The sequence below is a fragment of the Amycolatopsis sp. NPDC104819 genome (genome assembly GCF_055583145.1).
This window is the reverse complement of sequence record NZ_JBVJON010000001.1, coordinates 678918-705500: the sequence shown is the minus strand read 5'-3', so window position 1 is coordinate 705500 and position 26583 is coordinate 678918. Positions and strand designations below refer to the sequence as shown.

Sequence of the window (26583 nt, the reverse complement as noted above, 5' to 3'; positions counted from 1 at the left end):
CGCGTACAATCGCGACACAAAGTTAGTATACTGTGGGTGGTGTTGGGGGGTGGTTCCAACCCCCCAAACCCCCCACGACGAGCTGCGGCAGAGCGCTCAGCCGACTTCGACCCGCTCCAAGGCGTCCCTCTTGGCCGCCTCGAGCAGGTCCGCCCAGCTCCCCACGTCGGGACGGCGGCGCAGCAGGGCCCGCCGTTCCCGTTCGGTCATACCGCCCCAGACACCGAAGTTGATCCGGCCGTCGAGCGCTTCGGCGAGGCATTCCGTGCGGACCGGGCAGCCCATGCAGACGACTTTCGCCCGGTTCTGCTCCGCACCCCGGACGAACAGGCCGTCCGGATCGGCGTCCCGGCAGGACGCGTTGATTCGCCAGCTCGACTGGTTGGTTTCCATACCCCCAGCTCCCTACCCTGGTGTTCGACGCACCAGCGGGGAAAGGCACTGCGCTCCCTGCCCCCGCGAGCGTGTCTCCCTCTGCTCACGTCGGTTACCCGGGCACCTCCCCGGTGCCGGTGCCGCCGTTCGGGCCAAGCGAGCTCCCACTCGCACTAACCCGTCCGACGGCTTTTCTTCGTGAGACGTTGACGGACTGTAGGGGCCCTCGGTTCCCCCCGCCAAGACCTAGGATGCCTTCCGTTACCAGATGTCACCGAAGGGGGTCGGTTTTGTCACTGAATTCACACTTGTGGAGACAGGGCGTCACCGTGGCCTGACCTCGTCCGCGTAGGCTGGCCCCGTGCGAAAAGCGGATGGTTTGTTCAAGCTCATCGGCCTCTGTCTGCTCGCGGGGGTGCTCGTCGCCGGCATGCTCTTCCCGGTCGTGGGGGCCGCCGGCGTCATGTCCAACCAGGCCAGCGAGACGGTCGAGAAGACGTCTTCGGACCTCGCCGACATCCCTCCGCCCCTGGTCACGACGGTCACCGACAACACGGGGAAGCCGATCGCGACCCTGTACGACCAGTACCGCCTCCCGATCACTCCCGGCCAGATCAACGAGGCCATGAAGTGGGCCTTGGTGTCGGTCGAGGACAAGCGGTTCTACGAGCACCACGGCGTCGACTGGCAGGGCACGCTGCGTGCGGCCGTCAGCAACAGCACCGGCGCCGACACGCAGGGCGCGTCGACACTGACCCAGCAGTACACCAAGAACTACCTGATCAACGTCGTCTACCGGAACGACCCGATCGGCCAGAAAAAGGCCCAGGAGCAATCGGTCGCGCGCAAACTGAAGGAAGCGCGGATCGCGATCCAGCTCGAGACGAAGCTGAGCAAGCAGCAGATCCTCGCCGGCTACCTGAACATCGTCGAGTTCTCCCGGCAGATCTACGGGATCGGCGCCGCCGCGCACGCGTACTTCAACACGACGCCGGAGAAGCTGACCGTGCCGCAGGCCGCGCTGCTGGCCGGGCTGGTGAACAACCCGATCAACAACGATCCGTGGAAGCACGCCGACAAGGCCACCGCGCGCCGCAACCTCGTCCTCGACCGGATGGTGGAGAACAAGAAGCTGGCCAAGGCCGATGCCGACCGCTTCAAGGGCGAGCCGCTGGGTGTCGTGCCGGACTTCCCGGCGAAGCCGCCCGCCAACTGCATCGGCGCGGGCCCGGAGCAGGGGTTCTTCTGCCAGTACGTCGAGGACTACCTGATCAAGTCCGGGATGACGAAGGACCAGCTCTACACCGGCGGGTACACGATCAAGACGACGCTGGACGAGCGCGCCAACCACGAGGCGAAGGTCTCGGCGGAGGCGCAGGTGAAGAAGACCCAGCCGTACGTGGCGAACACGTTGTCCCTGATCAAACCGGGTAAGGACCGGCACGAGGTCGTCGCTCTGGCGGCGAACCGTGACTACGGCGGGAACCAAGACGAGGGTCAGACGACGTACGCGCTGCCCGCCGGTGTCTACAACACCGGCGGCGCGGGGTCGACGTACAAGATCTTCACCACGGCCGCGGCGTTGGAGAAGGGCGTCGCCGGGATCTTCTCGCCGATCCAGGTGCCCGACTCCTACACCTCGCACGTGTTCACCACCGGCAAGGGCGGGTGCAGCACCACACCGACGGGCAAGCCCGCGACCTACTGGTACTGCGTGGGCAACGCCGGTGACTACAGCCGGATCGCGCAGGGCGCGACCGTCCAAACAGCTCTCGCGACCTCGCCGAACACCGCGTTCGTGGAGCTCGAAGACCGGCTCGGCAGCACGGCACCGGGCATCGACATGGCCAACCGGCTCGGCATGCGCGAAACGATGGCGAGCACGACCGGCGGCGGCACCGTGGACCCGAAATCGCCGGACGCGAACAAGCGGCTCAGCCAGGCCCAGGTCTACGGGCCCAACGGGAACAGCCCCGGCTACGGCGCGTTCACCCTCGGCTTCAGCCCGCTGAGCGGCCTGGAGCTGGGCAACGTAGCGGCGACGATCCTGTCGGGCGGCGTCTGGTGCCCGCCGACGCCGATCGCCGGCGTGACCGACCGCAACGGCCAGCCGGTGCCGGTCAAGGAGGCCGGCTGCGATCAGGCGGTGCCCGAAGGCCTGGCAAACACACTGGCGGTCGGCATGAGCAAGGACGACCAGCCGGGTGGCACGTCGGCGACCGCGGCCGCGGCCGTCGGCTGGGACCGCCCGATCATCGGCAAGACGGGCACGACCCAGGGCAACGTCTCGGCGACGTTCGTCGGCGGCACCCCGCAGCTGGCGGGCGCGGCGATGACGTTCAAGTTCGGCGGCGGCCAGGGCGGCATCTGCGACGCCGGCCCGGGCAACGTCCGCGTGTGCGGCAGCGGGAACATCTTCGGCGGGAAAGCCCCGGCCCGGACCTGGTTCGGCGCGATGAAGAACATCATGGACGCGAGCCAGCCGAGAATGGACCTCCCGCAACCGGACCCGCAGTACATGGGCGGCGGCCGGTAGCGCCGACGACCGGAGGGGGCCCGCGGGCCCCCTCCGGTCGTTCCGGGGTCAGTTGTCGGGCATCTCCGACAGGATCCCGGTGTTCCACCACTCGTACAGGTCGGCCAGCTCCGCGTTGTTCGTCACCTTGGTCGACAGCAGCACGCCGGCCACCAGGTTCTGCTGCGTCCACACGAGCTGGGACGGGCTGCCGACGAAGCACGTCAGGTACTCACCCGGCTTCGGGGCCGCAGCGCGGTAGTACGTGCCCCAGATCTTCGGGTACTTCTCGGGCCGGCACGCTCCCTGCGCGTCGTTGCGGGTGAGGCCCTGCGCCTTGACGATGCTCTGGAAGAACGCGTCCATCGCGGCCGCGTCGGCGAAGCGGAGGAAGCGCGCGCCGGTCGGCTCCGGGAACACCACGTTGCCCGGCTTGATGTCCCCGACGTTCGAGCCCTGGCACTCCACCGCGGCGGCCGCGCCGGCGGGCACGGCCGCGTCGACGCACGAGGACATTTTGTAGACGGCCGGAAGCGCGGCGTACAGCTTCTCGTCGTGCGCCGGCTTGGTCTCCGAAGTGGACGGTGGCGGGCTCGACGTCGTCGGCGGCGGAGTAGACCCCTCGGTGACGGTCGCGGGCACCAGCGGGGGCGTCGTCGGGCTCCCCGCCTGCGATGTCCGGCCCTTCGTCACCAGGTACGTCACCACCAGCGCGACCACCACGATCCCGGCCAGCACGCCGCACACGGCGATCCAGCGGTTGCGCTGGGACTTCGGCGCGGCCGGGGCGGGCGGCGGGCTCGGGTACGCCCCGGTCGGCGGACCGTACGGCCCGGTCGGGACCGGCGTCGCCCGCGGCGGTGTCATGGGCGGAGGAGCGGCCAGGGTGGGCGGCGGCCCCGGCCGGGTCGGCTGCCACGCCGGCGCGGGCAGCGTCTTCTGCCACGTCGGGTGCGGAGCGGCCGGCGCTTTCACCGCGGCCCGGACGGCGTCGGCCAGCGCGGCCGCCGTCGGGTAGCGGTCCGCCGGCTTCTTCGCCATCCCACGCGCCACCACGGCGTCCAGGGCGGGCGGCAGGCCCGGCCGCACCTGCGACGGCACGGGCGGCGACGCGGTCAGGTGCGCGCCCATCTGCGCGGCCGCGCCTTCGGCCGGGAACGGGCGGCTGCCGGTCAGGCATTCGAAAAGGACACACGCGAGCGCGTAGACGTCGACGAGCCCGGTGATCGGCGCGTCACCGAAGCGTTCCGGCGCCATGTAGTCGAGCGTGCCGATCACGTTGCCGGTGCCGGTGATCGACGTGCCTTCGGCGGTCATCGACCGCGCGATGCCGAAGTCCACGAGGTACACAAAATCGGCGCTCGTGACGAGCACGTTGGACGGCTTGACGTCCCGGTGCACCAGGCCGTCTTCGTGCGCGGCGTCGAGCGCGCCCGCGACCTGCTCGACGATGCCGGCGGCCCGCTCGGGCGGCAGCGGCCCGTCCTCGAGCAGCTCCTTCAGGTCCTTGCCCTCGACGAGGCGCATATCGAGGTACAACTGCCCGTCGATCTCGCCGTACGCGTGGATGGGGATCACGTGCGGCTCGCGCAGCCGCGCGACGATCTGCGACTCACGGCGGAAGCGCGCCCGGAAGCCCTCGTCCGCCGCGTTCGGTCCGGACAACAGCTTCAGCGCGACGACGCGGTCGTGCGCCGTGTCGTAGGCGCGGTGGACCTCGCCCATGCCACCGCGGCCCAGCAGGCCCTCGATCCGGTACGGCCCGAACTGCTCCATCGTTCTCCCCAAGCCCCCCGGCTTGCTTCCCGTCTACGGGCCGACGCAAATGCTAATCAAGAGGTTCCCCTTAACGGCGGCGAAGTCATCCAACCGTTGAGCACGTATCCTGGACCCCGTGAGCACGCTCAGTAACAAATCCACGTCGGGGGCGAAAGCGGCACGCCTCGCCGCGGGGACGCTGGCGCTCGGCGCCGCGACGCTCGGTTACGCCGTCGGCATCGAACGGCGGCACTGGACCCTGCGCACCGCCCAGCTCCCGGTGCTGGCGCCCGGGTCGCGGCCGTTCACCATCCTGCACGTCTCGGACCTGCACATGCTGCCGAGCCACCACAGCAAGCAGCGCTGGGTCGCCGCGCTCGACGAGCTCGAACCCGACCTCGTCGTCAACACCGGCGACAACCTTTCCCACCGGCAGGCCGTCCCGTCGGTGCTCCGGGCGCTCGGCCCGCTGCTCGACCGGCCCGGCGTGTTCGTCTTCGGCAGCAACGACTATTACGCGCCGAAACCCAAGAACCCGGCCCGGTACCTGATGCCGAAGGGCAAGAAGAAGCGGATCCACGGCGTCCAGCTGCCCTGGCGCGACCTGCGCGCGGCGTTCGTCGAGCACGGCTGGACGGACCTGACCCACGTCCGCCGCACGATCGACGTCGGCGGCCAGGCGGTCTTCGCGGCCGGCGTCGACGACCCGCACCTGCGCCGCGACCGCTACCCCGACATCGCGGGCCCGGCCGACTCCGGCGCGGCCGTCCGCCTCGGCGTCACGCACTCACCGGAGCCGCGCGTCCTCGACACGTTCGCCACGGACGGTTACGACCTCGTCCTCGCGGGCCACACCCACGGCGGCCAGCTCCGGCTCCCGGGTTACGGCGCTTTGGTCACCAACTGTGAGCTGGATCGCACCCGCGCCCGCGGCGCCTCCCGCTGGGGAGCCCACATGTGGCTGCACGTCTCGGCCGGCCTGGGGACGTCGCCGTGGGCCCCGGCCCGGTTCGCGTGCCCACCGGAAGCCAGCCTGTTGACGCTGGTCCCGCGCGGGTCGGGGGCCGAGGAACCGCGTAAGGCGGCCCGCCGAAAAGCCCGCGACACCGTCCGCTAGACTTCTCCACGACCCGTTAAGCAGTACCTCGGGGTGTGGCGCAGCTTGGTAGCGTGCCTCGTTCGGGTCGAGGAGGTCGTGGGTTCGAATCCCGCCACCCCGACGAGTAAGAGCCGGTGTCTTCGGACACCGGCTCTTCTGGTTTCCGGAGGGGTCAGCGGGTCGCCGTCACCTCGACCCAGCATTGGGTGAAGTCGCCGTCGCCGCCGCGGGTCCACATCCAGGCCGAACGCGCCGCGCTCGCCAGCTGGTCCCGGTCGCGGCCCGGTTCCGCGATCGCCGCTTCCAGACGTGCTTCCACGTACTTCGCCAGGTCGCGGTAGCTCATGTCTTCGCGGTAACGCGCTCTTGAGACCACCTCGGTGAAGCCTGCTTGGGTACATTGGTCCGCTATCACTCGGCCCGCGAACGGGTTTCCGCCCGCCTGGCGGCGCAACAAGTAGTGCCCTCTCAACGCCGCGTCGACGTTTGCTGTCTTGGGGCGGATCCGGGCCTTGCTCCAGTCCGAAGTGGACAGAGCGAGGCGGCCGCCCGGCTTCAGGACCCGGTGGAGCTCCGCCAGTGCGTCCAGGGGCCGGGCCAGATGCTCGAACAACGCGTGGGAGAACGCCACGTCCACACTCGCGGAAGCGAACGGGAGGTCGTAGGCCGACGCCACCAGGAAGTCCACTGTGGACCGGCCGGCCCGGCGGGCCAGCGCGCGGGCCATCGCCACCTGGCCCGCGTCGAGGTCGACGCCCGCCACGCGGGACTCCGCCGCGAGCCCCAGCGTGATCGAGCCCGGGCCGCAGCCGAGGTCGACCACCCAGGCGCCCGGGGTGAACAGGGGCTGCGCGAACGTCGCGCGCTCCGCGGCGGTGCGCGCGGACATCATCGAAACCGCGTCTCGCCCGTAGCCCGGCGCGTAACCCTCCAGCACCCCGCACACAGTACGGCCAGAAGGTGGCAGGATCGAGGGGTGAGCACGCAGTCAGCCAACCAATATCCGCCCGCGGTGGTCCCGGACCGGCTGTTCGACGAGGCCGAAGCCGAAACCCGCTGGCGCGCCCGCTTCCACGCCCCGCGCATCTCCGTGCCCGACTGGGCTCGCGACGCCCCCGACTCCAACGTCTACGTCTCCAACTCCAGCGGTGTCTGGGAGGTCTACGCCTGGGACCGCGCGACCGGCGAGCACCGCCGCGTCACCGACCGGCCCAACGGCACCATGCACTCGACCCCGTCCCCGGACGGCGAGTGGATCTGGTGGTTCGACGACACCGACGGCGACGAGTTCGGCTCGTGGGTGCGCGAGCCGTTCGCCGCGACCGAGGGCAGCAAGCCCGAGAAGGCCGTGCCGGACGTCCACGACGGCTACCCGGCCGGCCTCGAGATCGGCGCGAAGCTCGTCGCGATCGGCGTCTCGACCGACGACGGCAGTGAGCTCTTCGCCCGGATCGACGGCGAAACGCACCGCTTCTACAACCACGCCGACGACGCCGGCATCGCGTCGCTTTCGCGCGACGAGAGTCTCATCGCGATCTCCCACTCCGAACACGGTGACTCGCGGCACCCCGCGCTGCGGGTGCTCGCGACCGACGGCTTCGGCACCGTTTCCGAGAAGTGGGACGGCGAGGGCAAGGGCCTGACCGCCCTCGAGTTCTCCCCGCTGCCCGGCGACCAGCGCCTGCTGGTGCTGCACGAACGCCGGGGCCGCGAAGAGCTGCTCGTCTGGGACGTCCGCGAGGACACCGAGACGGAGCTCGAGCTCGACCTGCCCGGCGAGGTCGTCGCCGGCTGGTACCCGGACGCGCGCGCCCTGCTCGTCGTGCACTTCCACGAAGGCCGCAGTTCCTTGTACCGCTACGACCTCGATACCGCCGAGCTGTCCTCTGTGGACACCCCGGCCGGCCGGATCGGCGGCGCCGGCGTCCGCCCGGACGGCGCCGTCGAGTACTCGTGGTCGAGCGCCGCCGAGCCGGCCGCGGTCCGCGCCCGGACCACCGACGGCACGGACTCCGTGCTGCTCGAGCCGCCGGGCGAGCGCGCGCCGGGGTCCGAGCCGGTCACCGACGCGTTCGTCGAAGGGGTCGGCGGCCGGATCCACGCGCTGGTCTCCCGGCCGTCGGGCGCGCCGGAAGGCCCGCTGCCGACGGTGTTCTCCCTGCACGGCGGCCCGCACGCGGCGGACGAGGACCGCTTCTCGGCCTACCGCGCAACCTGGCTCGACGCCGGGTTCGCCGTGGTCGAGGTCAACTACCGCGGCTCGACCGGCTACGGCTCGGCGTGGCGCGACGCCATCGAAGGCCGGCCCGGGCTGACCGAGCTGGAGGACGTCGCCTCGGTGCACGACTGGGCCGTCCAAAGTGGACTCAGCGACCCGAAGAAGTGCGTGGTGAACGGCGCTTCGTGGGGCGGTTACCTGTCCCTGCTGGCGATCGGCACGCAGCCGACGCGCTGGGCGGCGGCCGTCGCCGGGGTGCCGGTGGCGGACTACGTCGCCGCGTACGAGGACGAGATGGAGCAGCTGCGCTCGTTCGACCGCGCGCTCTTCGGCGGTTCGCCGGAGGAGGTGCCGGCGGTGTACCAGGAGTGCTCGCCGATCACGTACGTCGACGCCGTGACGGCGCCGGTGCTCGTGCTGGCCGGCGACAACGACCCGCGCTGCCCGATCCGGCAGATCGAGAACTACCTCGACCGCCTCGGCGGCCGCGAGCTGCACCACGAGTTCTACCGCTACGACGCCGGCCACGGCTCGCTGGTGATCGCCGAGACGATCAAGCAGACCTCGATCGAGGTCAACTTCGCCCAGCGGGCGCTCGGCCTGCGCTGACGCACTCGCCGGGAGGCCGCGCGGTCTCCCGGCGGGTCAGCGTTCGGAGTGCAGGACCCCGCCGGTGGCCCAGTGGTCCGCGCCGATCTCGACGAGCGTCACCTGGACGCCCTCGGGCTTGCCGCCGCAGGTGCGGATGAAGGCGTCGGTCAGCTCCCTGACCAGGGCGCTCTTCTGCGCGGGCGTGCGGCCGGGGAACATCGAAACACTGATCATCGGCATGGCGCACAGCCTAGAGCCCCCGCTTGGCCGCCTGAAGCTTCGCGGCCGCGGCCGGGTCGCCCCGGAAGTCGAGGTGCACGGCGTCGCGGCCGAAGACGAACAGCAGCAGGTCGACCGGGTCGCCGACCACCGTCACCGGGTCGGGCCCGGTCTTGACCGCGGCCTCCTGGCCGTCCGTGGTCCGGAGGGTGACGCCGACCGGCGACTTGCGGAGGTTGAGCTTCGCGGCGCCCTTCGCCGAGCGCCACGCCGTGGCGTCCCGGGTGGGGTCGGCCGGGCGCGGCTTCCAGTCCGGCTGCGCGCGGCGGACGTCTTCGTGGTGGACGAGGAACTCCGCGCCGTTGGTCAGCTCGTCGAGCGGGCCGATCGAGGTGGGCCAGAACTTCGACGGGCCCCGGCGGACCTGCTCGACCAGGACGCCCCACGGCTTCGCGGCGTAGCGGTCCTGGACCTTCTGCGTGTACCCGGCGAGCGCGGGCACCATGATCCCGGGCGCGGCGTCGGGCCGGTGCTCACGCACGACGAGGTGCGCGGCGAGGTCCCGCGTGGTCCAGCCTTCGCACAAAGTCGGCGCGTCGGGCCCGAGGTCTTCGAAGAGCGAGCTCAACGCCTGGCGTTCGTCAGCAGCGACACCCATGTGGTCGACGTTACTCGCCGGTACCCGCCCTGGCGACGGGAAGAGACGGCGCGCACGCCAGGGCGGGGGATTCTGGCGAGGTCGGATTCGCACGGCCAAGCTGCCGTCGACGACTGCCACTCCTGCGGCGGCGGGCCGCGTCTCACCTCGCTCCGACCGCGACTTTTGTGTGGCGAATGGGTCATTGGGGACGTCTGGCGTCCCCAATGACCCATTCGCGACACCAGAACTGGTCGCCAGACCGTGCCGGGGCAGGGCGGGGGCCGCTCTGGAGCCGACGGACTTGGCGCACCAGCGCGTGGCCGGGGGCTGACCGTGACCCGCGTGATCCCGCGCGGAACTCGCGTGCTCAGAGACGCGACTCGCGTTGTTGAGGACGGGACTCGCGAGTTCCGGCTTCACTCACGCGAGTTCCGGGGGCGGGCCAAGTCTGGCACTAGTGGTGGAAGGCGGTCGCCTTCGCCGGGTGGCCGCCTTCCTTCTCCAAATCCGAGACCACCCGTGCCAGGTCCCCCAGCAGCAGGTCTGCGAGGTCGTGCGTGAAGCCGTTGCGGACGACGATCCGCAGCACCGCCAGATCCGTCCGGTTCGCCGGGAACGTGTACGCGGGCACGAGCCAGCCGCGCTCGCGCAGGCGGCGTGACACGTCGAAGACGTCGAAGCCGGCGTCCGCGCGGGTCGTCACCGCGAACACCGGCAGCTGGTCCCCTCGGGTCAGCAGCGAGAACGGCCCCAGTTCCGAGATCCCGGCCGACAGGTGCGTCGCAACATCGCGCGAAGCCTGTTGCACCGCGCGGAACCCTTCGCGGCCGAGCCGGACGAACGTGTAGTACTGGGCCGCCACCTCGGCGCCCGGGCGCGAGAAGTTCAGCGCGAACGTCGGCATGTCGCCGCCCAGGTAGTTCACGTTGAACACCAGCTCGGACGGCAGCGCCGCCTGGTCGCGCCAGATCACCCAGCCGACGCCGGGGTACACGAGCCCGTACTTGTGGCCCGACGTGTTGATCGACGCCACCCGCGGCAGCCGGAAGTCCCACACCAGGTCCGGGTCGAGGAACGGCGCGATCATCGCGCCCGACGCGCCGTCGACGTGCACCGGGATGTCCCAGCCCGTCCGGTCGGCAAGGGCGTCCAGCGCCGCCGTGATCTCCGCGACCGGCTCGTAGCTGCCGTCGAAAGTGGACCCGAGGATCGCCACCACGCCGATCGTGTTCTCGTCACACCGGGCCACGGCTTCGTCGGCCGTGAGGTGGTAGCGGTCGCCGTCCATCGGCACCAGCCGCGGCTCGACCTCCCAGTACTCGCAGAACTTCTCCCAGCACACCTGGACGTTCGCGCCCATCACCAGGTTCGGCTTCCCGGTGCGCCCGAGCTTGGACCAGCGCCGCTTCAACGCCATCCCGGCGAGCATGCACGCTTCGGACGAACCGGTCGTCGAGCAGCCCATGATCCCCGTCGGATCGGGCGCGTGCCACAGGTCGGCGAGGATGTTGACGCAGCGGCGCTCCAGCTCGGCCGTCTGCGGGTACTCGTCCTTGTCGATCATGTTCTTGTCGACGCACTCGGCCATCAGCTCACGCGCCTGCGGCTCCATCCACGTCGTGACGAACGTGGCGAGGTTGAGCCGCGCGTTGCCGTCGAGCATCAGCTCGTCGCGCACCAGCTGCAGCGCCGTGTCCGGCGGCAACGGGTCGTCACGCAGCTGGTCGTGCGGCATGACGAACCCCGCCGCCAGGGCCGGGTTCGCCCCGGCGTAGAGCGGGTTCGTGCCGCCGGCGCGGTCCGGGCGGCCGGTTTTCCCCTGATGCAAGACCATGCCCCCGAACGTACTGAGCCCGGCAACGCGAAAGGGGCCGTCCCGTCCGGAACGACCCCTTTCGCGCGAAAAATCAAGCCTGCTGGGCCTGCCACATCCAGTGCGCCTCTTCGAGCGCGCGAGTGATCTCGATCAGCAGGTCCTGCGTCACGAGGTCACTCTTGTCCGTTTCGTCGATGCGGGCGCGCAGCCGCTCGATGAGCGCGGCGAGGATGTCGACGATCGCGGCGACCGTGGACTCCACGGACTGCCAGTTGTCGGGGTACTCGGGCACACCCGAGCTCTCGACGACGGTCTTCGCCTTGCCGTTCGGCGAGACGCCGATGGCGTTGGCGCGCTCGGCGACCTCGTCGACGTACTGGCGCGCGGTGTTCACGAGCTCGTCGAGCTGCAGGTGCGCGCTGCGGAAGTTCGAGCCGACGACGTTCCAGTGCGCCTGCTTGGCGATCAGCGAAAGGTCGACCAGGTCCACCAGCGTCGCCTGCAGGGCGTTGCCGGTGATCTCCTTGTCGGCCTCGGAAAGCGGGCTCTTGATCGGAGACTTGCTCATCTGGCGGTGATCCTTCCTTCGTGCCGGCCCGAGGGGGTCAGACGGTGGCGGAGAGCGCGACCTCGATGTTTCCGCGGGTCGCGTTCGAGTAGGGGCAGACCTGGTGGGCCTGCTCGACGAGCTGGTCGGCCTGGGCCTGCTCGAGACCCGGCAGCGAGACGTTCAGCGCGACCCCGAGGCCGAACCCGACGTCCTGCTTGAGCACGCTGACCTCGGCGGTGACGGTCGAGTCGTTCAGCGTCACCTTGGCCTGGCGCGCGACCAGCTGCAACGCGCTGTGGAAGCAGGCCGAGTAACCGGCGGCGAAGAGCTGCTCCGGGTTGGTCTTGTCCCCGCCCGGGCCGCCCATCTCCTTCGGGATGGCCAGGGACTCGTCGATGACGCCGTCCGAGGAGGTCACCTCGCCGTTGCGGCCGTCGCCGCGCGCCGTCGCCACCGCCGTGTAGATCGCCTGACCCATGCTCTGCCTGCCTTCTGTCCGGGGACGCTCCACAGCGAGCGTCTCACTGGGCACAACATCCCGCACCCGCGGAACGGTGCCCCCACATGGCAGGCATCACGTTGTCCGGTTACCCGGCGGCCTCCGGCGGAAACTTCACGCGGCGCGGGTCACCGCGAACTCCGCGACCTGGCGCCCGATCAGGCGGAGGGTGCGAACGCTCTTCTCGTCGGACGCGCCGCCGCCGTCGTCGAACTTGGTCTCGGCGGAGTTGATGGAGCCCCCCAGCGGGGTGGGCCAGCCGCGCAGCGCGTGCGTGATCGTGCGCAGCTGCTCGAGGGTCGTCACCGCCGCCTGCCAGCCGTACGCGACGGCGGCCAGGCCGACCGCGCGGCCGTCGAGGTAGGGCCGGGTGTCGTCGCGCAGGTCCTCGACGTAGTCCAGGGCGTTCTTGACCAGCCCGGACAGCGCGCCGTGGTAACCCGGCGAGACGACGATCAGGCCGTCCGCCTGCCGGATCGCCTCGATGAGGCGGGTCGCGCGTTCGTCGCGCCCGGGCTCGCCGGCGTCGTAGAACGGCAGCACCAGCTCCGGCCCGGTGAGCAGCCGGGTCCGGACGCCGGTTTCCGCCGCGGCGGCGAGCGCGATCTGCAACGCGCGTTCGGACTGGGAGCCCTCGCGCAGAGAGCCGCCGATCCCGAGCACGTTGACCGTCCTGGCTGAAGTCACGCTTTCCAGGCTAACCCCTCCAGTTAACTGGAGGACCAGTCTCTGGGACGGAGGTCCTGGTCACAGCTGGACCTGTTACCTACTGACAAGTAACGTCCTGGGCGGCGTCGAAGCTCAGGAGGAACCATGGCCATCCCGCTCCCGGTCCGCGTCCAGGCGGCCGCGTCCCAGCTCGCGTTCTGGCTGCCCACGCCGGTGCGGCGAGCCGTCGCGGGCCGCCCGGTGCGCCTCGACGGCCAGGACCTCGCGCTCGACGCCCAGCTGCTGCTCCGGCTGCAGAAGCTTTCCGGAGCGGAGCTGGTGCAGGGCTCGGTCGAGAAGTCGCGCGCGCTCCTCGACGTCGGACGGCACCTGGTCAGCGGCAAGACGATCGAGCCGGTTTCGGTGCGGGAGATCGCCGTCCCGACACCGGACGGCGATCTGCCGGCGACGCTCTACACGCCGGTCGGGCTGCCCGAGAAGTCACCGCTGCTGGTGTTCTTCCACGGCGGCGGCTGGGTGATCGGCACCCGCGCGAGCCACGACAACGCCGTCCGCTTCCTGGCCAAGCACGCCGGGGTGCGGGTGCTGTCGATCGAGTACCGGCTGGCCCCGGAGTTCCCGTTCCCGGCGGCCGCGGAAGACGCGCTCGCGGCGTTCGAGTACGCCGTGGCGAAGGCGGGCGACCTCGGCGCCGACCCGGCGCGGATCGCCGTCGGCGGCGACAGCGCGGGCGGCAACCTCGCTGCGGTGACGGCCCAGCAGGCGGTTCGCCGAGGCGGCCCGGCACCGGCGTTCCAGCTGCTCATCTACCCGGCGACGGACTTCACGCGGCGCTACCGCTCGCAGGACCTGTTCGCCGAGGACCTGTTCCTCACCGACGTGCACATGAAGTGGTTCGAGGGTCACTACGTGCCCGAGGGCACCGACCTGGCCGACCCGCGCCTGTCCCCGCTGTGCGCGGACGACCTGAGCGGCCTGCCGCCGGCCCTGGTCGTCACGGCCGGGTTCGACCCGCTGCGCGACGAAGGCGAGGCGTACGCGAAGAAACTCGCCTCGGCCGGCGTGGATGTGGCGTTGCGGCGGCACGAGGACTTGATTCATGGGTTCATCAACTTCACCGGGGTCGGCAGCCGGTTCCGGGAGGCGCTGGCCGAGATGGCCGGCGCACTGCGGCAGGGCCTCGCCCGGACGTAGTGAATGACTCATTCATGACGTCCGAGGTCATGAATGAGTCATTCATGGCGGGAGGGGCGGGGCGGCGGCGAGCCGAGTCCGCACCGGGCCGAACACCGGCCCCGGTGAGCTGCGCGACCCGGGCCTCCGAACCAAAACGACCCGAAGCCGCGCGACGCCGAGCCCCCGGACCGAAACGACCCGGAGCCCGGCGCGGAGAAATGTCCGCGACCGGGCTCCGGGCCCCCCTGTTTCACTGTGCCGGGATCAGGCCGCCGGTGCGGGCAGCGGCGGGACCGGCAGTGGCGGCACCGGAACGCCGCCGAGCAGGCCACCGAGGATGCCGGTGACCGCCGCGAGCAGGGCCTTCACCAGGTCGCTGACGATCTTCAGCGGGCCCGGCAGGTCCGGCAGCGACGGGATCGGCAACGGCAGCGGCGGCAGCTGCCGCGCCTTGGCCGTCGGGTCGGTGAGCAGCCGGGTGGACTCGTCGGCGCGGCCCTTGGCCAGGCCGGCGAGCTGCTCGGTGTCGGTTTGGACCGTGTAGCGCTTGCCGGCGGCGATGTCCGCCATCACCGGGCTCATCTGACCGAGATCCGACCGCGTGGCGCCGACGTTGCCCGCGTAAGCCACCTTGGTCAGGTCGTCTCGCATCTGGAGCACCTGTGCGGCGAGAGCCTGGGTGCTAGAGGAACCCTTGCCCCCGTCCGGGCTCGCCGAAGCGATCCCCGCCGTCGCGACCGCCAGCAGACTGCCGGCGGCTACCAGGGCGATGGACCGCCCGAACTTGCCTTTCATTTCCTACCTCCTGGCCTCGGGAGACCTGACGCGTTAAATCGATACCCGCCGTATCGGAGATAAGCCACCCGATCACCGGTTAGGGAGGATTTCTAACCCTTACGTGCCGGATGCAGGGGAAGCGAACTCGCCCGCAATTGATTAACGTCGAAACCTTGCCCGTCCCCCTGAAGATCATCAACAGTGAGTCCGATCGTCACCGCTGGTGACAGCCGTCCACTGTGGAGCATCTCGGTCACCCACGCGGGTGTAAACGGTGATCATTTAGCTTCATCACTCCGTCGGACCGCGTGTCGGGACTGCTCCAGACAGGGCGTCCCCCACGCTCGCACCGCCACCCACAAGGTTCGCACCGGCCGGGCGGAAAACGCGAATTCAATTCCGGTAAAAGCGCCGAAGCGGACGGGCACTCAGAGCGTCACGCCGGTTTCCAGGTGGGCCAGCGCCCGGTCGAACACCACGAGCGTGTCGGCGACGGGGTCCGCCGCCGCGCCGAAGAACGCCGCCATGACCACCCCGACCACCGCGCCCGCCCAGTTCCGCACCTCGAACTCGCCGGGGTCGCGGCCGGTGCGGCGGGCCGCGAGGTCGGCCAGCAGGTCGATCCCGGCCGCGAACTGGTCCATGATCGCGCTGCGCAGGTCCGGCTCGCGGAACACCAGCAGCTGCCGCTCGCGTTCGCGGGCCCAGTCCGCCGCGGAGATCTGCTCCCGGATGGTGTCCGCCGTCGCCCGCAGCGCGCCGATCGGGCTGAGCTCGGCCGGCTGGGCGAGCGCGGCCGCGATCAGCACCCGGTCGAACGGGTCGTACAGCACCGTCGCTTCCTTCGTCGCGAAGTACCGGAAGAAGGTGCTCGGCGAGATCTCCGCCGCGGCCGCGATCTGGTCGACGGTCGTCGCGGCGTACCCCTGCTCGTGGAACAGCCGCAACGCGTGCCGCTGGATGGCGGCCCGCGTCCTGGCCTTCTTCCGTTCGCGCAGTCCTTGCGGCTCAGCCGGCGACGAGGTCATGCTCCGATTCTCGCGGCTGGGTCCCCGCGGCCGTCCGCCCGGGCAGGAACAGCAGCGCGAGCAGGGCCGCGGCCAAGCCCAGCCCGGCGCACACCCAGAGCGTCACGGCCATGCCGTCGGTGAACGCGGCCCGCGCGGAGTCGGCGAGCGCGGGCAGGTGCAGCTTCTCCGCGACGGCGACCGCGCCCGACGCACTGCCGCGGGCGGCGTCGGCGGCGAGCCCAGCGTCGCGAATGGGTCATTCGGGACGTCTGGCGTCCCGAATGGGTCATTGGCAACACTCGGCGCGGGCGTGCTCGTCGGCGGCCGCCGCGGACCTGCCGAGAATTGTCCACAGCTCGGGATCGATGTGGACAACTCCGGCGCCCGAGCCACAATTCGCCGGTTTTGTCACCCGTCGCCGATACACTGGAGCGGGGACGCCCCCCAGGGAAGGGCGGGGTTCCGGCAAAGTCGGATTCGCCGGTCGGCTCGCAGCGCGGACGGCCAGGTACATCACGCCGGAGGTCGCGGTAGCGGCCCGGGAAGGGTCATGAATGACTCATTCATGACCTCTGACGCGGTGAATGAGTCATTCACGACATCGCAGCGGCCCGCCGGTCACGTTCGCCCCGACTTTGCCGGAACCCTGCCAGGGAAGGGCGGGGCGCGCTCCAGGCCAGCCCGCCCGCGAGCAGCACGAACCCGCCGGTGACCACCCCGCGCACCCCGAACGCGGCGACCAGCTTCTCGGCGACCTTCGCCGCCACGAGCATCCCGCCGATCAGCGGCAGCAGCCGGACCCCGGTCTGCAGCGCGTCGGCCCCCTGCACCGCCTGGAACAGCTGCGGCAGCACGAACATCAGGCCCATCAGCGCGAAGGACGCCATGGTCGCGAGCACCGCGCCCCAGACGAACCGCGGTTCGCGGAACAGCGCGAGGTCGGCGAGCGGCGCGGCCACCCGCGTCTGCGCCCGGCAGAACACCGCGAGCAGGACGACGCCGAGCGCGAGCAGGCCGTAGGTGACCGGGTCGGCCCAGCCGTGCTCACCGGCGTTGACGAACCCGTAAGTGAGCGCGACGAGCCCGGCCGCCGAGAGCGCGATGCCTGCGAAGTCGATCGCGCCCCGGCCCGAGCCCCGCGTCAGCGGCACCAGGAACAGCACGGCGGCCAGGCCGACCACGGTCAGCGGCACGTTGACCAGGAACACCGAGCCCCACGCGAAGTGGTCGAGCAGCCAGCCGCCGAGCAGCGGGCCGAGCGGGATGCCGGCGAACGTCGCCATCACCCACGTCGTCAGCGCCTTCGCCCGCTCCTCCGGCGGAACAGGATGTTCAGCAGGGAAAGCGACAGCGGGATGAGGAATGCGGCCCCGGCGCCGAGCACCACCCGGGCGGCGATCAGCTGGCCCGGCGAGCTCGCGTAGGCGCACCCCAGCGAGGCCAGCCCGAACACGGCCAGCGCGCCGAGCAGCAGCTTCTTCGGGCCGAACTGGTCGCCCAGCAGGCCGGCCGGCAGCAGCAGCGCGGCCAGCGCCAGCGTGTACGCGTTGCCGAACCACTGCAGCTGCGTAGTCGTGGCGCCGGCCAGCATCGGCACGGCGACGTTCAACACGGTCAGGTCGAGCCCGACGGTCAGCAGGCTCACCGCGAGCGCGCCGAGCAGCTCTCAAAATTTCTTGGCGCCAGGCCCGATGACCGGGGAAATAACTTGCACGCGCGTACCACCTTGGGTTCTCATCGAAGACGTGCCTCTGCAGCCGTACCGCCGGGTCCTGTCCGTTCCCCGAGTCCCGTCGACGATGGCGCTGATGTTCCTGGCCCGGCTGCCGATGACCATGAACGGCGTCCTGATGACGCTCTACATCGTCACCGGGCTCGGCCGCGGCTACGGCGCCGCCGGGCTGGTCGGCGCCGGGGTCACCCTCGGGATGGCGCTCGGCGCGCCGCTGCTCGGCCGCTGCTTCGACCGGTACGGCCTGCGCCCGATCGTCGCCGTCTGCGGCATCGGCACCACGGTGTTCTGGATCGCCGCGCCGCACCTGCCGTACGAGGTGCTCGCCGCCGTCGCGATCCCGGCCGGGATGCTCTCGGTCCCGGCGGGCTCGCTCGCCCGGCAGATCCTGGCCGCGCTCGTCCCGGTTTCGGAGCGGCGGGCGGCGTACTCACTCGACACGATCTCGATCGAAGCGACGTTCATGATCGGCCCCGCGGCCGGCATCGCGGCGATCACGTCGTTCTCCCCGACGTGGACGCTCAGCGCGCTCGGCGTGCTGTTCGGCGGCACGGCGTTCCTGATCTGGCTGGTGAACCCGCCGATCCGGGAGGCGGTGACCGACCCGCTCGCCGAGACCGCCCGCCCGCCGCTGCGGAGCTGGCTCACCGGCCGGCTGGTGGCGACGCTGCTGATCGCCGCCGGCGCGTTGTTCGTGCTGGTCGGCACCGAGCTGGCGACGCTCGCGGCCCTGCGCGCGAACGGCGACCTCGGGGTGACCGGCCTGGTCATCGCGGTGATGTGCGCCGCGTCCATCCTCGGCGGCATCGTGCACGGCGCCGTCAAGCGGTCGCTGCCGCAGGGTCTGCTGATGCTGCTGCTCGCGCTGCTGGTGGTGCCGGTCGGGCTGGCCGACCAGCCGTGGTGGCTGCTGATGCTGGTGCTGATCCCGACGAACCTGGTCTGCGCGCCGACACTGGCGGCGACCACCGAGACGGTCAGCCGGATCGCCCCGCCGCGGGTCCGCGGCGAGGCGATGGGCCTGCAGGACGCGTCCACCCGGCTCGGCCTGGCGCTGGGCAGCCCGGTGGTCGGCTTCGCGGTCGACCACTCGAGCCCGGCGTGGGGCTTCGCCGCGGCCGGTCTCGGCGGCCTGCTGATCGCGTCGGCCGGCCTGCTGCACCGGCGGGCCCCGGAGCCGGTCGCGGACCCCGCGCCGGCGCTGGCCGAGAGCTGCAACTAGCCGCAGGCCGCGCGCAGGGCGTCGAGCTTCTTGACGTTGCGCTGCACCCACTGGGCGACGACTCCGGCGTCCTCGATGCGTTCCTTCTGCACCTCGACGTAGGAGTCGGCCATGCCGAAGAGCGCGTTCTTGACGTCCTGGTCCTGGACGTTCCCGGCCAGCTCGCGCAGCCGTTTTTCCTTGTCCTCGGCCCGCGCCTTGAGCTTGGCCGGGTCGACCAGCGGGTTCAGGTCCGCCAGCCCGAGCGCCTCGGTGCACGCGCTGACCTTGTTCGCCGTGTCCGCCCCCTGGTCGACCGCGTTGCCGACCTGGTCGCACCCGCTCAGCAGCAGTGCGGCCCCGGCCAGCAACGCGGCCGTCGTTCCACCCCTCGTCATGTCGCCAAGGTACCGGCTCAGCCCTTCACGCAGACGACCTGCTTGAGGTGCGCCACCACCTCGACCAGGTCGGTCTGGGCGCGGATCACCGAATCGATGTCCTTGTACGCGGCCGGGATCTCGTCGACCACACCCGAGTCCTTGCGGCACTCGACGCCGGCCGTCTGCGCCGCGAGGTCGTCGGCCGTGAACAGCTTCTTGGCCTTGTTCCGCGACATCCGGCGCCCGGCGCCGTGCGACGCCGACTGGAAGGACGAGTCGTTCCCGAGCCCGCGCACGATGTACGAACCGGTCCCCATGCTGCCCGGGATGATCCCCAGGTCACCCGATCCGGCGCGGATCGCGCCCTTCCGGGTGACCAGCAGCTCGACCCCGTCGTACGTCTCTTCGGAGACGTAGTTGTGGTGGCACGAGATCGCGTCGTCGAAGGCCGTCCCCGGCACGACGTCGGCCAGCGCCTGCTTCACGAGCGCGACCATCGTGGCGCGGTTGCGCGCCGCGTAGTCCTGCGCCCAGAAGAGGTCACGCCGGTACGCCTGCATCTCCGGCGTGCCCGCGACGAACACCGCGAGGTCGCGGTCCGGCAGGTCGGCGTTGTGCGGCAGCTTCCGCGCGACGGCCATGTGCCGCTCCGCCAGCTCCTTGCCGATGTTGCGCGAACCCGAATGCAGCATCAGCCAGACGCGGCCTTCGTCGTCGAGGCAGACCTCGATGAAGTGGTTCCCGCCGCCGAGGCTCCCGATCTGGCGCGCGGCCCGGTCGTGCAGCTCCTGGACGCCGCCGTGCAACTCGCCGAAGCCCTTCCAGAACGCGTCCCAGCCGCCGACGCCGTGCACCTTGGCCGGGTTCACCGGCGTCTTGTGCAGGCCGAAGCCCACCGGGACGGCGCTTTCGATCCGCCGGCGCAGCTTCCCGAGGTCGTCGGGCAGGTCGCTCGCGCCGAGCGACGTCCGGACGGCGCTCATCCCGCACCCGATGTCGACCCCGACGGCGGCCGGCGAAACGGCGTCACGCATGGCGATGACACTGCCGACGGTCGCGCCCTTGCCGTAGTGCACGTCGGGCATCACGGCGACACCGTGCACCCACGGCAGGTTCGCGACGTTGTGCAGCTGCCGCATGGCCTGGTCTTCGACGGACGCGGGGTCCGCCCACATCCGGATCGGGACACGCGCGCCGTCGACGGCGGTGTACATGGTTTCCTCCCCTGGAACTGGTTGCGGGGCTTAGGATCCCTCTTGGCCGGAAATCGGACAAGGCGATTTCCGGCAGTCCACTGTGGAGGAGAACGGACATGGGCCTGCTGCCCGGCCCCGCGGCCGCTGCCCGGGGAATGGTTCCGGACGCGGAGCTCAGCACCGAGCCGCATTTCGGCGAGCCCGGCCTCGCCGCCGCCGTTTCCGCCGCGCTGGCCGGGGACTGGCACCCCGCCGCCGCGCTCATCGCCACCCTTAACGGTGACTGGGACCGGCGCACCGCCGTCATCAGCGCACTCGCCACCACCGCCACGACCGAACGCCAGTGGTTGCGCGACTGGCTCGCCGAGCGGGACGGCGATCCCGACGCCGCCGTCGTGCAGGCGGAGACCTTCGTCGCCCTGGCTTGGCAGCGCCGGGGCTCCGCACGCGGCCGGCACACCAGCCGGCAGCAGTTCGGGCCCTTCTACCAGCTGCTGGACCACGCCCGCGACACCGCCTGGAAGGCGGCCGAACTCGCCGGAGCCGATCCGACACCCTGGGCGACCCTCGTCACCGTCTGCCGGGGGCTCGATGTCCGGTACCAGCCCTTCGACGGGATCTGGTCGGGTCTGCTCGTCCGCGCGCCCGCCCACCGCATCGGCCACAACCGCGCCCTGCAGTACTGGTGCCCGAAGTGGCACGGCACCGAAGAACGCCTGCTCGACTTCGCCGCCGGCGCCGCGGCTTTCGCGCCGTCGCTGACGCCACTGCCTCTGCACGCGGCCTTCGAAATGGCCATGGAGGGCAACCCGATCTGGCGCAGCCGGTACGTCCGGGAGGCCCTCGAAACAGCTCTGCCCTGGTTGGACGGCGAAGGCGCCGAGCACCCCGCTACCCGGGAAGACCGCGGCTACGCGATCTACGCGCTGCACCACAACGGCCGGCACGACGAAGCCGTCGCCCAGTTCCGGCGGCTCGGCGGCCACGCCGACGGTCATGTCTGGAACTTCGACACCGACGTCAAGCGCTCTGCGAAGCCCGTGAAGCAGTTCGCGGCATTGCGAGCCCAGGCGTGCCGGAAGGCGGCCAGGGACGCGTGAGGGGACCGGTCCCCGGGCACCCGTGCTCCCCTTGGCCGGTTGCTGCCGTATTCGGAGAGGTGGTCCCGTGACCGAATCGAGCGCCTACCGGCCGCTGCCGGTGTCCGGCGAAAACGCGGACCGGGAGGTGCGGCGCGGGATCAGGTCGATGCGGCTCGCGATCGCCGCCCAGGCCGTGCTCTACCTGGCCCTCGCCGTCTTCGTCTGGTCGCTGGCGGCGAGCGTGGACGACGGCACTGATGTCACCTGGCCGCTGGTGGTCGTGTCGGTGAACTCGGCGCTGCTCGTCACCCTCGTGGTGTTCAGCGCGCTGCTGAGCCGGCGCGAACGCAAGATCATCTTCACGGTCATCTGGCTGGAATGCGCGTTCATCGCGGTGCTGCTCATCGGCCTGGTCGTGAGCCTCGTGCAGAGCTCGTCGGCCGGCGGGCCCACGGGCACGCCGGTCGGGCTGTTCGTGTGGGGCGGGCTGATGATGGCCGTGCTGCGGCCGCTGCAGAAGCCGGAGCTGCGGACGGCGTTCGGCCTGCCGCCGATCCAGCCCCGGCAGAAAAAGCCCAGGAAATGAACCCGCCCGGCCCCGGGTGTCCGGGACCGGGCGGGTTCGGCTCAGAGCTGCTGCGCCACCAGCTCCGCGAGCTGCACGGTGTTGAGCGCCGCGCCCTTGCGGAGGTTGTCGTTGGAGATGAACAGCGCCAGCCCGCGGCCGCCCTCGACACCCTGGTCGACGCGGATGCGGCCGACGTAGCTCGGGTCGTTGCCCGCCGCCTGCAGCGGGGTCGGGACGTCGGACAGCTCGACACCCGGCGCGTGCGCCAGCAGCTCGGTCGCGCGCTCGACCGTCAGCGCGCGCTCGAACTGGGCGTTGACCGAGATCGAGTGCCCCGAGAACACCGGCACACGCACGCAGGTGCAGGACACGCCGAGACCCGGGATGCTCAGGATCTTGCGGCTCTCGTTGCGGAACTTCTTCTCTTCGTCCGTTTCGAGCTCACCGTCGTCCACAATGGACCCGGCCATCGGCAGGACGTTGAACGCGATCGGCCGGACGTACTTGTCCGGCGCCGGAAATTCGATCGCCCCGCCGTCGTGGGTGAGCAGCGCGGCGTGCTCGGCGCCGGCCTTGATCTGCCCCGCCAGCTCGTCCACACCGGCGAGCCCGCTGCCGGACACCGCCTGGTACGTCGACGCGACCAGCCGGACCAGCCCGGCCTCGTCGTGCAACGGCTTCAGCACCGGCATCGCGGCCATGGTGGTGCAGTTGGGGTTCGCGATGATCCCCTTCCGCGCCTCCTTGATGGCCTCCGGGTTGACCTCGCTGACGACCAGCGGCACGTCCGGGTCCATCCGGAATGCCGAGGAGTTGTCGATCACCGTCACGCCCGCCTCGGCGAACCGCGGCGCCTGCGCCTTCGACGTCGACCCGCCCGCGGAGAACAGCGCGATGTCCAACCCGGACGGATCCGCCGTCGTCGCGTCCTCGACGGTGATTTCGCCGTCGCGCCAAGGCAGGGTCGAACCCGCCGAGCGCGCCGAAGCGAAGTACCGGAGCTCGGCGACCGGGTACTCCCGCTCCGCCAGCAGCTTGCGCATCACCGCACCGACCTGGCCGGTCGCGCCGACCACCCCGATCCGCAGCCCGTCCGCCATCAGCGACCACTCCCCGCGTAGACAACAGCTTCTTCGTCGCCGCCGAGCTCGAAGGCGTCGTGGATCGCGCGCACGGCCTCGTCGAGCTGGGCGTCCCGGATCAGCACCGAAATGCGGATCTCGGAGGTGTTGATGATTTCGATGTTGACGCCGGACTGGGCCAGCGCCTCGCAGAACGTCGCCGTGACACCCGGGTGCGACCGCATCCCGGCGCCGACCAGCGAGACCTTGCCGACGTGGTCGTCGTAGAGCACCGACTCGAAGCCGATCTCCGCCTTGACCTTCTCCAGTTCCTTGACGGCCTTGGCGCCGTTGGCCTTCGACAGCGTGAACGTGATGTCCGTGCGACCGGACACCGTGCTGGAGACGTTCTGCAGCACCATGTCGATGTCGATCTCGGCGTCGGCGATCACGCGGAAGATCCGGGCCGCCGCACCGGCGGTGTCCGGCACGCCGGTAACCGTGATCTTGGCCTCGGAGCGGTCGTGCGCCACACCGGTGATCAGGGCTTGTTCCACGGGGATCTCCTCGATAGAACCGGTCACCGTGGTGCCCGGCTTGTCACTGTAGGAAGAGCGGACACGGATCGGGACGCCGTAGCGGCGCGCGTACTCGACCGAACGCAGGTGCAGGATCTTCGACCCGCTCGCGGCCAGCTCGAGCATCTCTTCGTAGGTGACGGTGTCGAGCTTTCGCGCGTCCGGCACCACCCTCGGGTCGGCGGTGTACACACCGTCCACATCGGAATAGATCTCGCAGACGTCGGCGTTCAGCGCGGCGGCCAGCGCGACGGCGGTGGTGTCCGAGCCGCCGCGGCCCAGCGTCGTGATGTCCTTGGTGTCCTGCGCGACGCCCTGGAAGCCCGCCACCAGCGCGACGTAACCCTGCTCGAGCGCCTCGGTGACGCGGCTCGGGGTGACGTCGATGATGCGTGCGTTCCCGTGCACCGACGTCGTGACGACGCCGGCCTGCGACCCGGTGAACGACCACGCCTCCGCGCCCTGGGCCGAGATGGCCATGGCGACCAGCGAGTTCGAGATGCGCTCACCGGCGGTGAGCAGCATGTCCATCTCCCGCTCCGGCGGCGCCGGGTTGACCTGCTGAGCCAGGTCGAGCAGCTCGTCGGTGGTGTCACCCATCGCCGAGCAGACCACCACGACGTCGTTGCCCGCCTTCTTCGTGGCGACGATCCGTTCCGCGACGCGCTTGATCCGGTCGGCACTTTCCAGCGACGATCCGCCGTACTTCTGGACCACGAGGGCCACGCCCGAACCTCCTAGACGGGCCGGGTCTGCTCCCTGGTGGGCACCGGAGAGCCCCCGCGTCCCATAGTTGAGACGGAGCCTACCGGGGCTCCAGCGGCCCGCCACCCTCTTGACGTGGGGCGGACCCGTTCCCCGGGCCGCTCGGAAGTAAATCTTCCGTAACACCAACGAAATGCGCGGAGTCCTTCCTCCCGAGTGATGCAGCGCACTAGGTGGGTACGGTGAAGATCATGCGAAAACCAGCTGTGACGAGCATCGCGATCGCTTCGATCATGGCCGAGCGGTGGAGCCCCCGGGCCCTGGACGCGTCTTCGCCGGTCAGCCCGGACCAGGTGCGGTCGCTCCTGGAGGCGGCCCGCTGGGCCCCGTCGTTCGGCAACACCCAGCCGGCCCGCTACCTGGTGGGCGTGCGCGGGACACCGTCGTTCGACACGATCCTGGCGACGTTGAACTCGGGCAACCGGGCGTGGGCCCACCGCGCGGGCCTGCTGCTGATCGGCGCGATGGTGACGACGAACGAGAAGGGGGCGGTCCCGTACGCGGAGTACGGGCTGGGGCTGGCTTCGGAGAACCTCGTGCTGCAGGCGGTGGAGCTGGGGTTGGTGGCGCACCAGATGGCGGGCTTTTCCGCGGACTCGGTGCGGGCCGCGTTCTCGCTGCCCGAGGACGTGGTGCCTCGGGTCGCGATCGCGGTCGGGTCGCCGGGGCATCCGGATGTGCTCGAAGAGGAGTGGCGGATCGAGCGGGAGAAGGCGGAGCGGGTGCGGGTGCCGCTGGAGGAGTTCGCCTTCACCGACCAGTGGGGCACGTCGGCCCTTTAGCTCGGCAGGACGACGGCCCGGTCGCGGACGCGCTCCAGCGCCGCGAAAGGCACCACGGTGGTGACGTCATCGACGGCGGCGAACCCGCCGACAGTCGTCCTGATGTCGACGATGGCTTCGGCGGTGGCGGCATCGAGCCCGCAAACCGAGGCAATCACGGTGGCCGGCGCGTTGTTGAGGTCGACAAGACCGCCGTCGTCGTAGTTCCGCGCGAGATCCGGACGCCCGACGTGCAGGTCGCGCGCGATGAGCGGGTCCTCAGCGACGAGCTTGCGCGCTTCGGAGCGCCGTTCGCGCGCGGCCAAAGCCGCGGCCAGCGCGGGGTCCGGGCCGTCGAGCCGCTCACCGGGGACGTGACGCAAGATCTCCCGGCGCAGCTTGGCCTGCTGAACGCAGCCGACCGCGACCACAACGAGCCCCAGGATCACGGCGGCCGAGGTGAGCAGGTTCCCGGTCGTCCCGACCACCTTGCCCGTGGCGTCCTTCGGCGAGAGGGACATCAGCACACCCATGACCGCGGCAGCCGCCCCGAAAACCGCGGCACGCGCGTAGAGCGACTTCCGGCCGAGCCGCAGCGCGGCGTGCACGAACGGCACCCAGGCAAAAAGCCCCACCGTGGCGATCGTGACGACGAAGTACCAGCGGCTCCCGAGGCGGGCGACCGCACTCGGCGACGTCGCGGCAGGCTGTGAAACGGACATGGTCAGCACCCCTTCCGGCGTGCTGATGTCGCCTGGCGGCGACAGTGCGTTACGAGGGTGCGCCGATCGTGATCACCGCGAAATCAGGAAGCTCCGCCCACCCTGCGGATGATCTTCGCCAGGATCCCCGACACCACGAGCCAGAAGATCGCCGCGATGCCGTAGTTCACCAGGACGCGGAGCTTCGCGTCACTCGGGGTGAACAGGTCGCTGAACCCCAGCGCCAGGCTGTCCGCCCAGGACTTCACGAACGAGACGATGCCGTTGTCCGGGTTGGCCGAGCCGACCGTGAAGATCACGTGGATCACCAGCAGCGCCGCGAAGACCAGGCCCACCCAGCGGACGATCGACGCCACGATCGAGGCGATCCGGCCGCCCGTCGCGCGCCAGTCGACCGGGGCCCGGCGGGAAACCTTCGTCTCCTCTTCCGACGCCGACGCTGATGTCGACGATGACTCCGCGTGCTCACCCATGCCCGCAGTTTCGCACGGCCACCGGCCAATTGCTACCCACAGGTAACCCCAGCTGGGGACCGCCCGGCTTTCCCCGTGCCGTGTTCCGTGGTTATGGTGGGGGCGTGGCGCGTGCTCTCCTGCTTCGCTGCCGCGACGGGGCCTGACCGGAC

Annotated in this window: 28 protein-coding genes and 1 tRNA gene; 9 read left to right on the top strand and 20 right to left on the bottom strand. The window is 70.7% G+C overall.

Going from position 1 to position 26583, the window contains the following annotated elements; all coding sequences use genetic code 11:
- Nucleotides 1–96: 96 nt before the first annotated feature.
- Complete coding sequence (locus tag ACZ63E_RS03575) at nucleotides 97–393, bottom strand: WhiB family transcriptional regulator (protein WP_465333998.1); 297 nt, start codon at nucleotides 391–393, stop codon at nucleotides 97–99.
- Nucleotides 394–736: 343 nt separating this feature from the next.
- Here ACZ63E_RS03575 and ACZ63E_RS03570 point away from each other — a divergent pair, with 343 nt between their 5' ends.
- Nucleotides 737–2911, top strand: a complete 2175-nt coding sequence (locus ACZ63E_RS03570) for a transglycosylase domain-containing protein (protein WP_465333997.1) — start codon at nucleotides 737–739, stop codon at nucleotides 2909–2911.
- 48 nt (nucleotides 2912–2959) lie between these two features.
- Here ACZ63E_RS03570 and ACZ63E_RS03565 read toward each other — a convergent pair whose 3' ends face one another.
- Complete coding sequence (locus ACZ63E_RS03565; protein ID WP_465333995.1) at nucleotides 2960–4666, bottom strand: serine/threonine-protein kinase; 1707 nt, start codon at nucleotides 4664–4666, stop codon at nucleotides 2960–2962.
- Nucleotides 4667–4784: 118 nt separating this feature from the next.
- Between ACZ63E_RS03565 and ACZ63E_RS03560 the strand changes: the two genes are divergently transcribed.
- On the top strand, nucleotides 4785–5765 hold the full coding sequence (locus ACZ63E_RS03560) for a metallophosphoesterase (protein ID WP_465333993.1): 981 nt from the start codon (nucleotides 4785–4787) through the stop codon (nucleotides 5763–5765).
- Between the two features lie 29 nt (nucleotides 5766–5794).
- Nucleotides 5795–5868: transfer RNA gene (locus ACZ63E_RS03555), tRNA-Pro, on the top strand.
- A 51-nt stretch (nucleotides 5869–5919) separates the two neighbouring features.
- On the opposite strand, the gene ACZ63E_RS03550 is transcribed toward ACZ63E_RS03555, so the two are convergent.
- Nucleotides 5920–6684, bottom strand: a complete 765-nt coding sequence (locus ACZ63E_RS03550) for a methyltransferase domain-containing protein (RefSeq protein ID WP_465333992.1) — start codon at nucleotides 6682–6684, stop codon at nucleotides 5920–5922.
- Nucleotides 6685–6723: 39 nt separating this feature from the next.
- Between ACZ63E_RS03550 and ACZ63E_RS03545 the strand changes: the two genes are divergently transcribed.
- Complete coding sequence (locus ACZ63E_RS03545; protein WP_465333991.1) at nucleotides 6724–8574, top strand: S9 family peptidase; 1851 nt, start codon at nucleotides 6724–6726, stop codon at nucleotides 8572–8574.
- 36 nt (nucleotides 8575–8610) lie between these two features.
- Here the strand turns inward: ACZ63E_RS03545 and ACZ63E_RS03540 are convergent, their stop codons facing one another.
- The 6 genes from ACZ63E_RS03540 to ACZ63E_RS03515 form a co-directional block, all read right to left on the bottom strand.
- Entirely contained in the window at nucleotides 8611–8796 is a 186-nt protein-coding gene (locus ACZ63E_RS03540; protein WP_465333990.1) for a tautomerase family protein, read from the bottom strand.
- A gap of 10 nt (nucleotides 8797–8806) precedes the next feature.
- Nucleotides 8807–9433, bottom strand: a complete 627-nt coding sequence (locus tag ACZ63E_RS03535; RefSeq protein WP_465333989.1) for a TIGR03085 family metal-binding protein — start codon at nucleotides 9431–9433, stop codon at nucleotides 8807–8809.
- Nucleotides 9434–9869: 436 nt separating this feature from the next.
- A complete protein-coding gene (locus ACZ63E_RS03530) occupies nucleotides 9870–11249 on the bottom strand; it encodes a glutamate decarboxylase (protein ID WP_465333988.1) in 1380 nt (459 codons plus the stop codon).
- Nucleotides 11250–11322: 73 nt separating this feature from the next.
- Nucleotides 11323–11799, bottom strand: a complete 477-nt coding sequence (locus ACZ63E_RS03525; protein ID WP_465301149.1) for a Dps family protein — start codon at nucleotides 11797–11799, stop codon at nucleotides 11323–11325.
- Between the two features lie 37 nt (nucleotides 11800–11836).
- Entirely contained in the window at nucleotides 11837–12259 is a 423-nt protein-coding gene (locus ACZ63E_RS03520) for an organic hydroperoxide resistance protein (protein ID WP_465333986.1), read from the bottom strand.
- Between the two features lie 135 nt (nucleotides 12260–12394).
- Nucleotides 12395–12967 (bottom strand): NADPH-dependent FMN reductase, encoded by a 573-nt coding sequence (locus ACZ63E_RS03515; RefSeq protein WP_465333984.1) that lies wholly within the window; start codon nucleotides 12965–12967, stop codon nucleotides 12395–12397.
- A gap of 126 nt (nucleotides 12968–13093) precedes the next feature.
- Between ACZ63E_RS03515 and ACZ63E_RS03510 the strand changes: the two genes are divergently transcribed.
- Nucleotides 13094–14143, top strand: coding sequence for an alpha/beta hydrolase (locus ACZ63E_RS03510; RefSeq protein ID WP_465333983.1), 1050 nt, complete (start codon nucleotides 13094–13096; stop codon nucleotides 14141–14143).
- A 246-nt stretch (nucleotides 14144–14389) separates the two neighbouring features.
- Here ACZ63E_RS03510 and ACZ63E_RS03505 read toward each other — a convergent pair whose 3' ends face one another.
- The 5 genes from ACZ63E_RS03505 to ACZ63E_RS03485 all read right to left on the bottom strand — a co-directional run bounded on the left by ACZ63E_RS03505 (nucleotide 14390) and on the right by ACZ63E_RS03485 (nucleotide 17557).
- A complete protein-coding gene (locus ACZ63E_RS03505; RefSeq protein WP_465333982.1) occupies nucleotides 14390–14920 on the bottom strand; it encodes a hypothetical protein in 531 nt (176 codons plus the stop codon).
- A gap of 410 nt (nucleotides 14921–15330) precedes the next feature.
- On the bottom strand, nucleotides 15331–15930 hold the full coding sequence (locus ACZ63E_RS03500; protein ID WP_465333980.1) for an acyl-CoA-like ligand-binding transcription factor: 600 nt from the start codon (nucleotides 15928–15930) through the stop codon (nucleotides 15331–15333).
- Entirely contained in the window at nucleotides 15911–16042 is a 132-nt protein-coding gene (locus ACZ63E_RS03495; protein ID WP_465333978.1) for a hypothetical protein, read from the bottom strand. Before ACZ63E_RS03495 ends, ACZ63E_RS03500 begins: the two co-directional genes overlap by 20 nt.
- A gap of 463 nt (nucleotides 16043–16505) precedes the next feature.
- Nucleotides 16506–17195 (bottom strand): MFS transporter, encoded by a 690-nt coding sequence (locus tag ACZ63E_RS03490; RefSeq protein ID WP_465333977.1) that lies wholly within the window; start codon nucleotides 17193–17195, stop codon nucleotides 16506–16508.
- A gap of 11 nt (nucleotides 17196–17206) precedes the next feature.
- Nucleotides 17207–17557 (bottom strand): MFS transporter, encoded by a 351-nt coding sequence (locus ACZ63E_RS03485; protein ID WP_465333976.1) that lies wholly within the window; start codon nucleotides 17555–17557, stop codon nucleotides 17207–17209.
- A 163-nt stretch (nucleotides 17558–17720) separates the two neighbouring features.
- On the opposite strand from ACZ63E_RS03485, the gene ACZ63E_RS03480 reads away from it, so the two are divergent.
- Nucleotides 17721–18866: an MFS transporter gene (locus ACZ63E_RS03480; protein WP_465334363.1), complete on the top strand. Its 1146-nt coding sequence runs from the start codon at nucleotides 17721–17723 to the stop codon at nucleotides 18864–18866.
- Here ACZ63E_RS03480 and ACZ63E_RS03475 read toward each other — a convergent pair.
- Complete coding sequence (locus ACZ63E_RS03475; RefSeq protein WP_465301139.1) at nucleotides 18863–19243, bottom strand: hypothetical protein; 381 nt, start codon at nucleotides 19241–19243, stop codon at nucleotides 18863–18865. The two genes, ACZ63E_RS03480 and ACZ63E_RS03475, sit on opposite strands and share 4 nt — an antisense overlap.
- 17 nt (nucleotides 19244–19260) lie before the next feature.
- Entirely contained in the window at nucleotides 19261–20439 is a 1179-nt protein-coding gene (locus ACZ63E_RS03470) for an RtcB family protein (RefSeq protein WP_465333974.1), read from the bottom strand.
- Nucleotides 20440–20537: 98 nt separating this feature from the next.
- Between ACZ63E_RS03470 and ACZ63E_RS03465 the strand changes: the two genes are divergently transcribed.
- Nucleotides 20538–21521, top strand: a complete 984-nt coding sequence (locus ACZ63E_RS03465) for a DUF4034 domain-containing protein (protein WP_465333973.1) — start codon at nucleotides 20538–20540, stop codon at nucleotides 21519–21521.
- A 67-nt stretch (nucleotides 21522–21588) separates the two neighbouring features.
- Nucleotides 21589–22089 (top strand): hypothetical protein, encoded by a 501-nt coding sequence (locus ACZ63E_RS03460; protein WP_465333971.1) that lies wholly within the window; start codon nucleotides 21589–21591, stop codon nucleotides 22087–22089.
- A gap of 41 nt (nucleotides 22090–22130) precedes the next feature.
- On the opposite strand, the gene ACZ63E_RS03455 is transcribed toward ACZ63E_RS03460, so the two are convergent.
- Nucleotides 22131–23171 (bottom strand): aspartate-semialdehyde dehydrogenase, encoded by a 1041-nt coding sequence (locus tag ACZ63E_RS03455; RefSeq protein WP_465333969.1) that lies wholly within the window; start codon nucleotides 23169–23171, stop codon nucleotides 22131–22133.
- The gene (locus ACZ63E_RS03450) at nucleotides 23171–24436 is read right to left on the bottom strand and encodes an aspartate kinase (protein ID WP_465333968.1); all 1266 of its coding nucleotides are present in this window, start codon (nucleotides 24434–24436) and stop codon (nucleotides 23171–23173) included. The genes ACZ63E_RS03455 and ACZ63E_RS03450 overlap by 1 nt, the downstream gene beginning before the upstream one ends.
- 230 nt (nucleotides 24437–24666) lie before the next feature.
- Here ACZ63E_RS03450 and ACZ63E_RS03445 point away from each other — a divergent pair, with 230 nt between their 5' ends.
- Nucleotides 24667–25257 carry a nitroreductase family protein gene (locus tag ACZ63E_RS03445; protein WP_465333966.1) on the top strand — a complete coding sequence of 197 codons (591 nt, stop codon included), beginning with the start codon at nucleotides 24667–24669 and terminating at the stop codon, nucleotides 25255–25257.
- Here ACZ63E_RS03445 and ACZ63E_RS03440 read toward each other — a convergent pair.
- Together ACZ63E_RS03440 and ACZ63E_RS03435 are read right to left on the bottom strand one after the other, a co-directional pair.
- Nucleotides 25254–25958 (bottom strand): ComEA family DNA-binding protein, encoded by a 705-nt coding sequence (locus ACZ63E_RS03440; protein ID WP_465333965.1) that lies wholly within the window; start codon nucleotides 25956–25958, stop codon nucleotides 25254–25256. The two genes, ACZ63E_RS03445 and ACZ63E_RS03440, sit on opposite strands and share 4 nt — an antisense overlap.
- Nucleotides 25959–26041: 83 nt before the next feature.
- On the bottom strand, nucleotides 26042–26431 hold the full coding sequence (locus ACZ63E_RS03435; protein WP_465333963.1) for a hypothetical protein: 390 nt from the start codon (nucleotides 26429–26431) through the stop codon (nucleotides 26042–26044).
- Nucleotides 26432–26583: the final 152 nt, after the last annotated feature.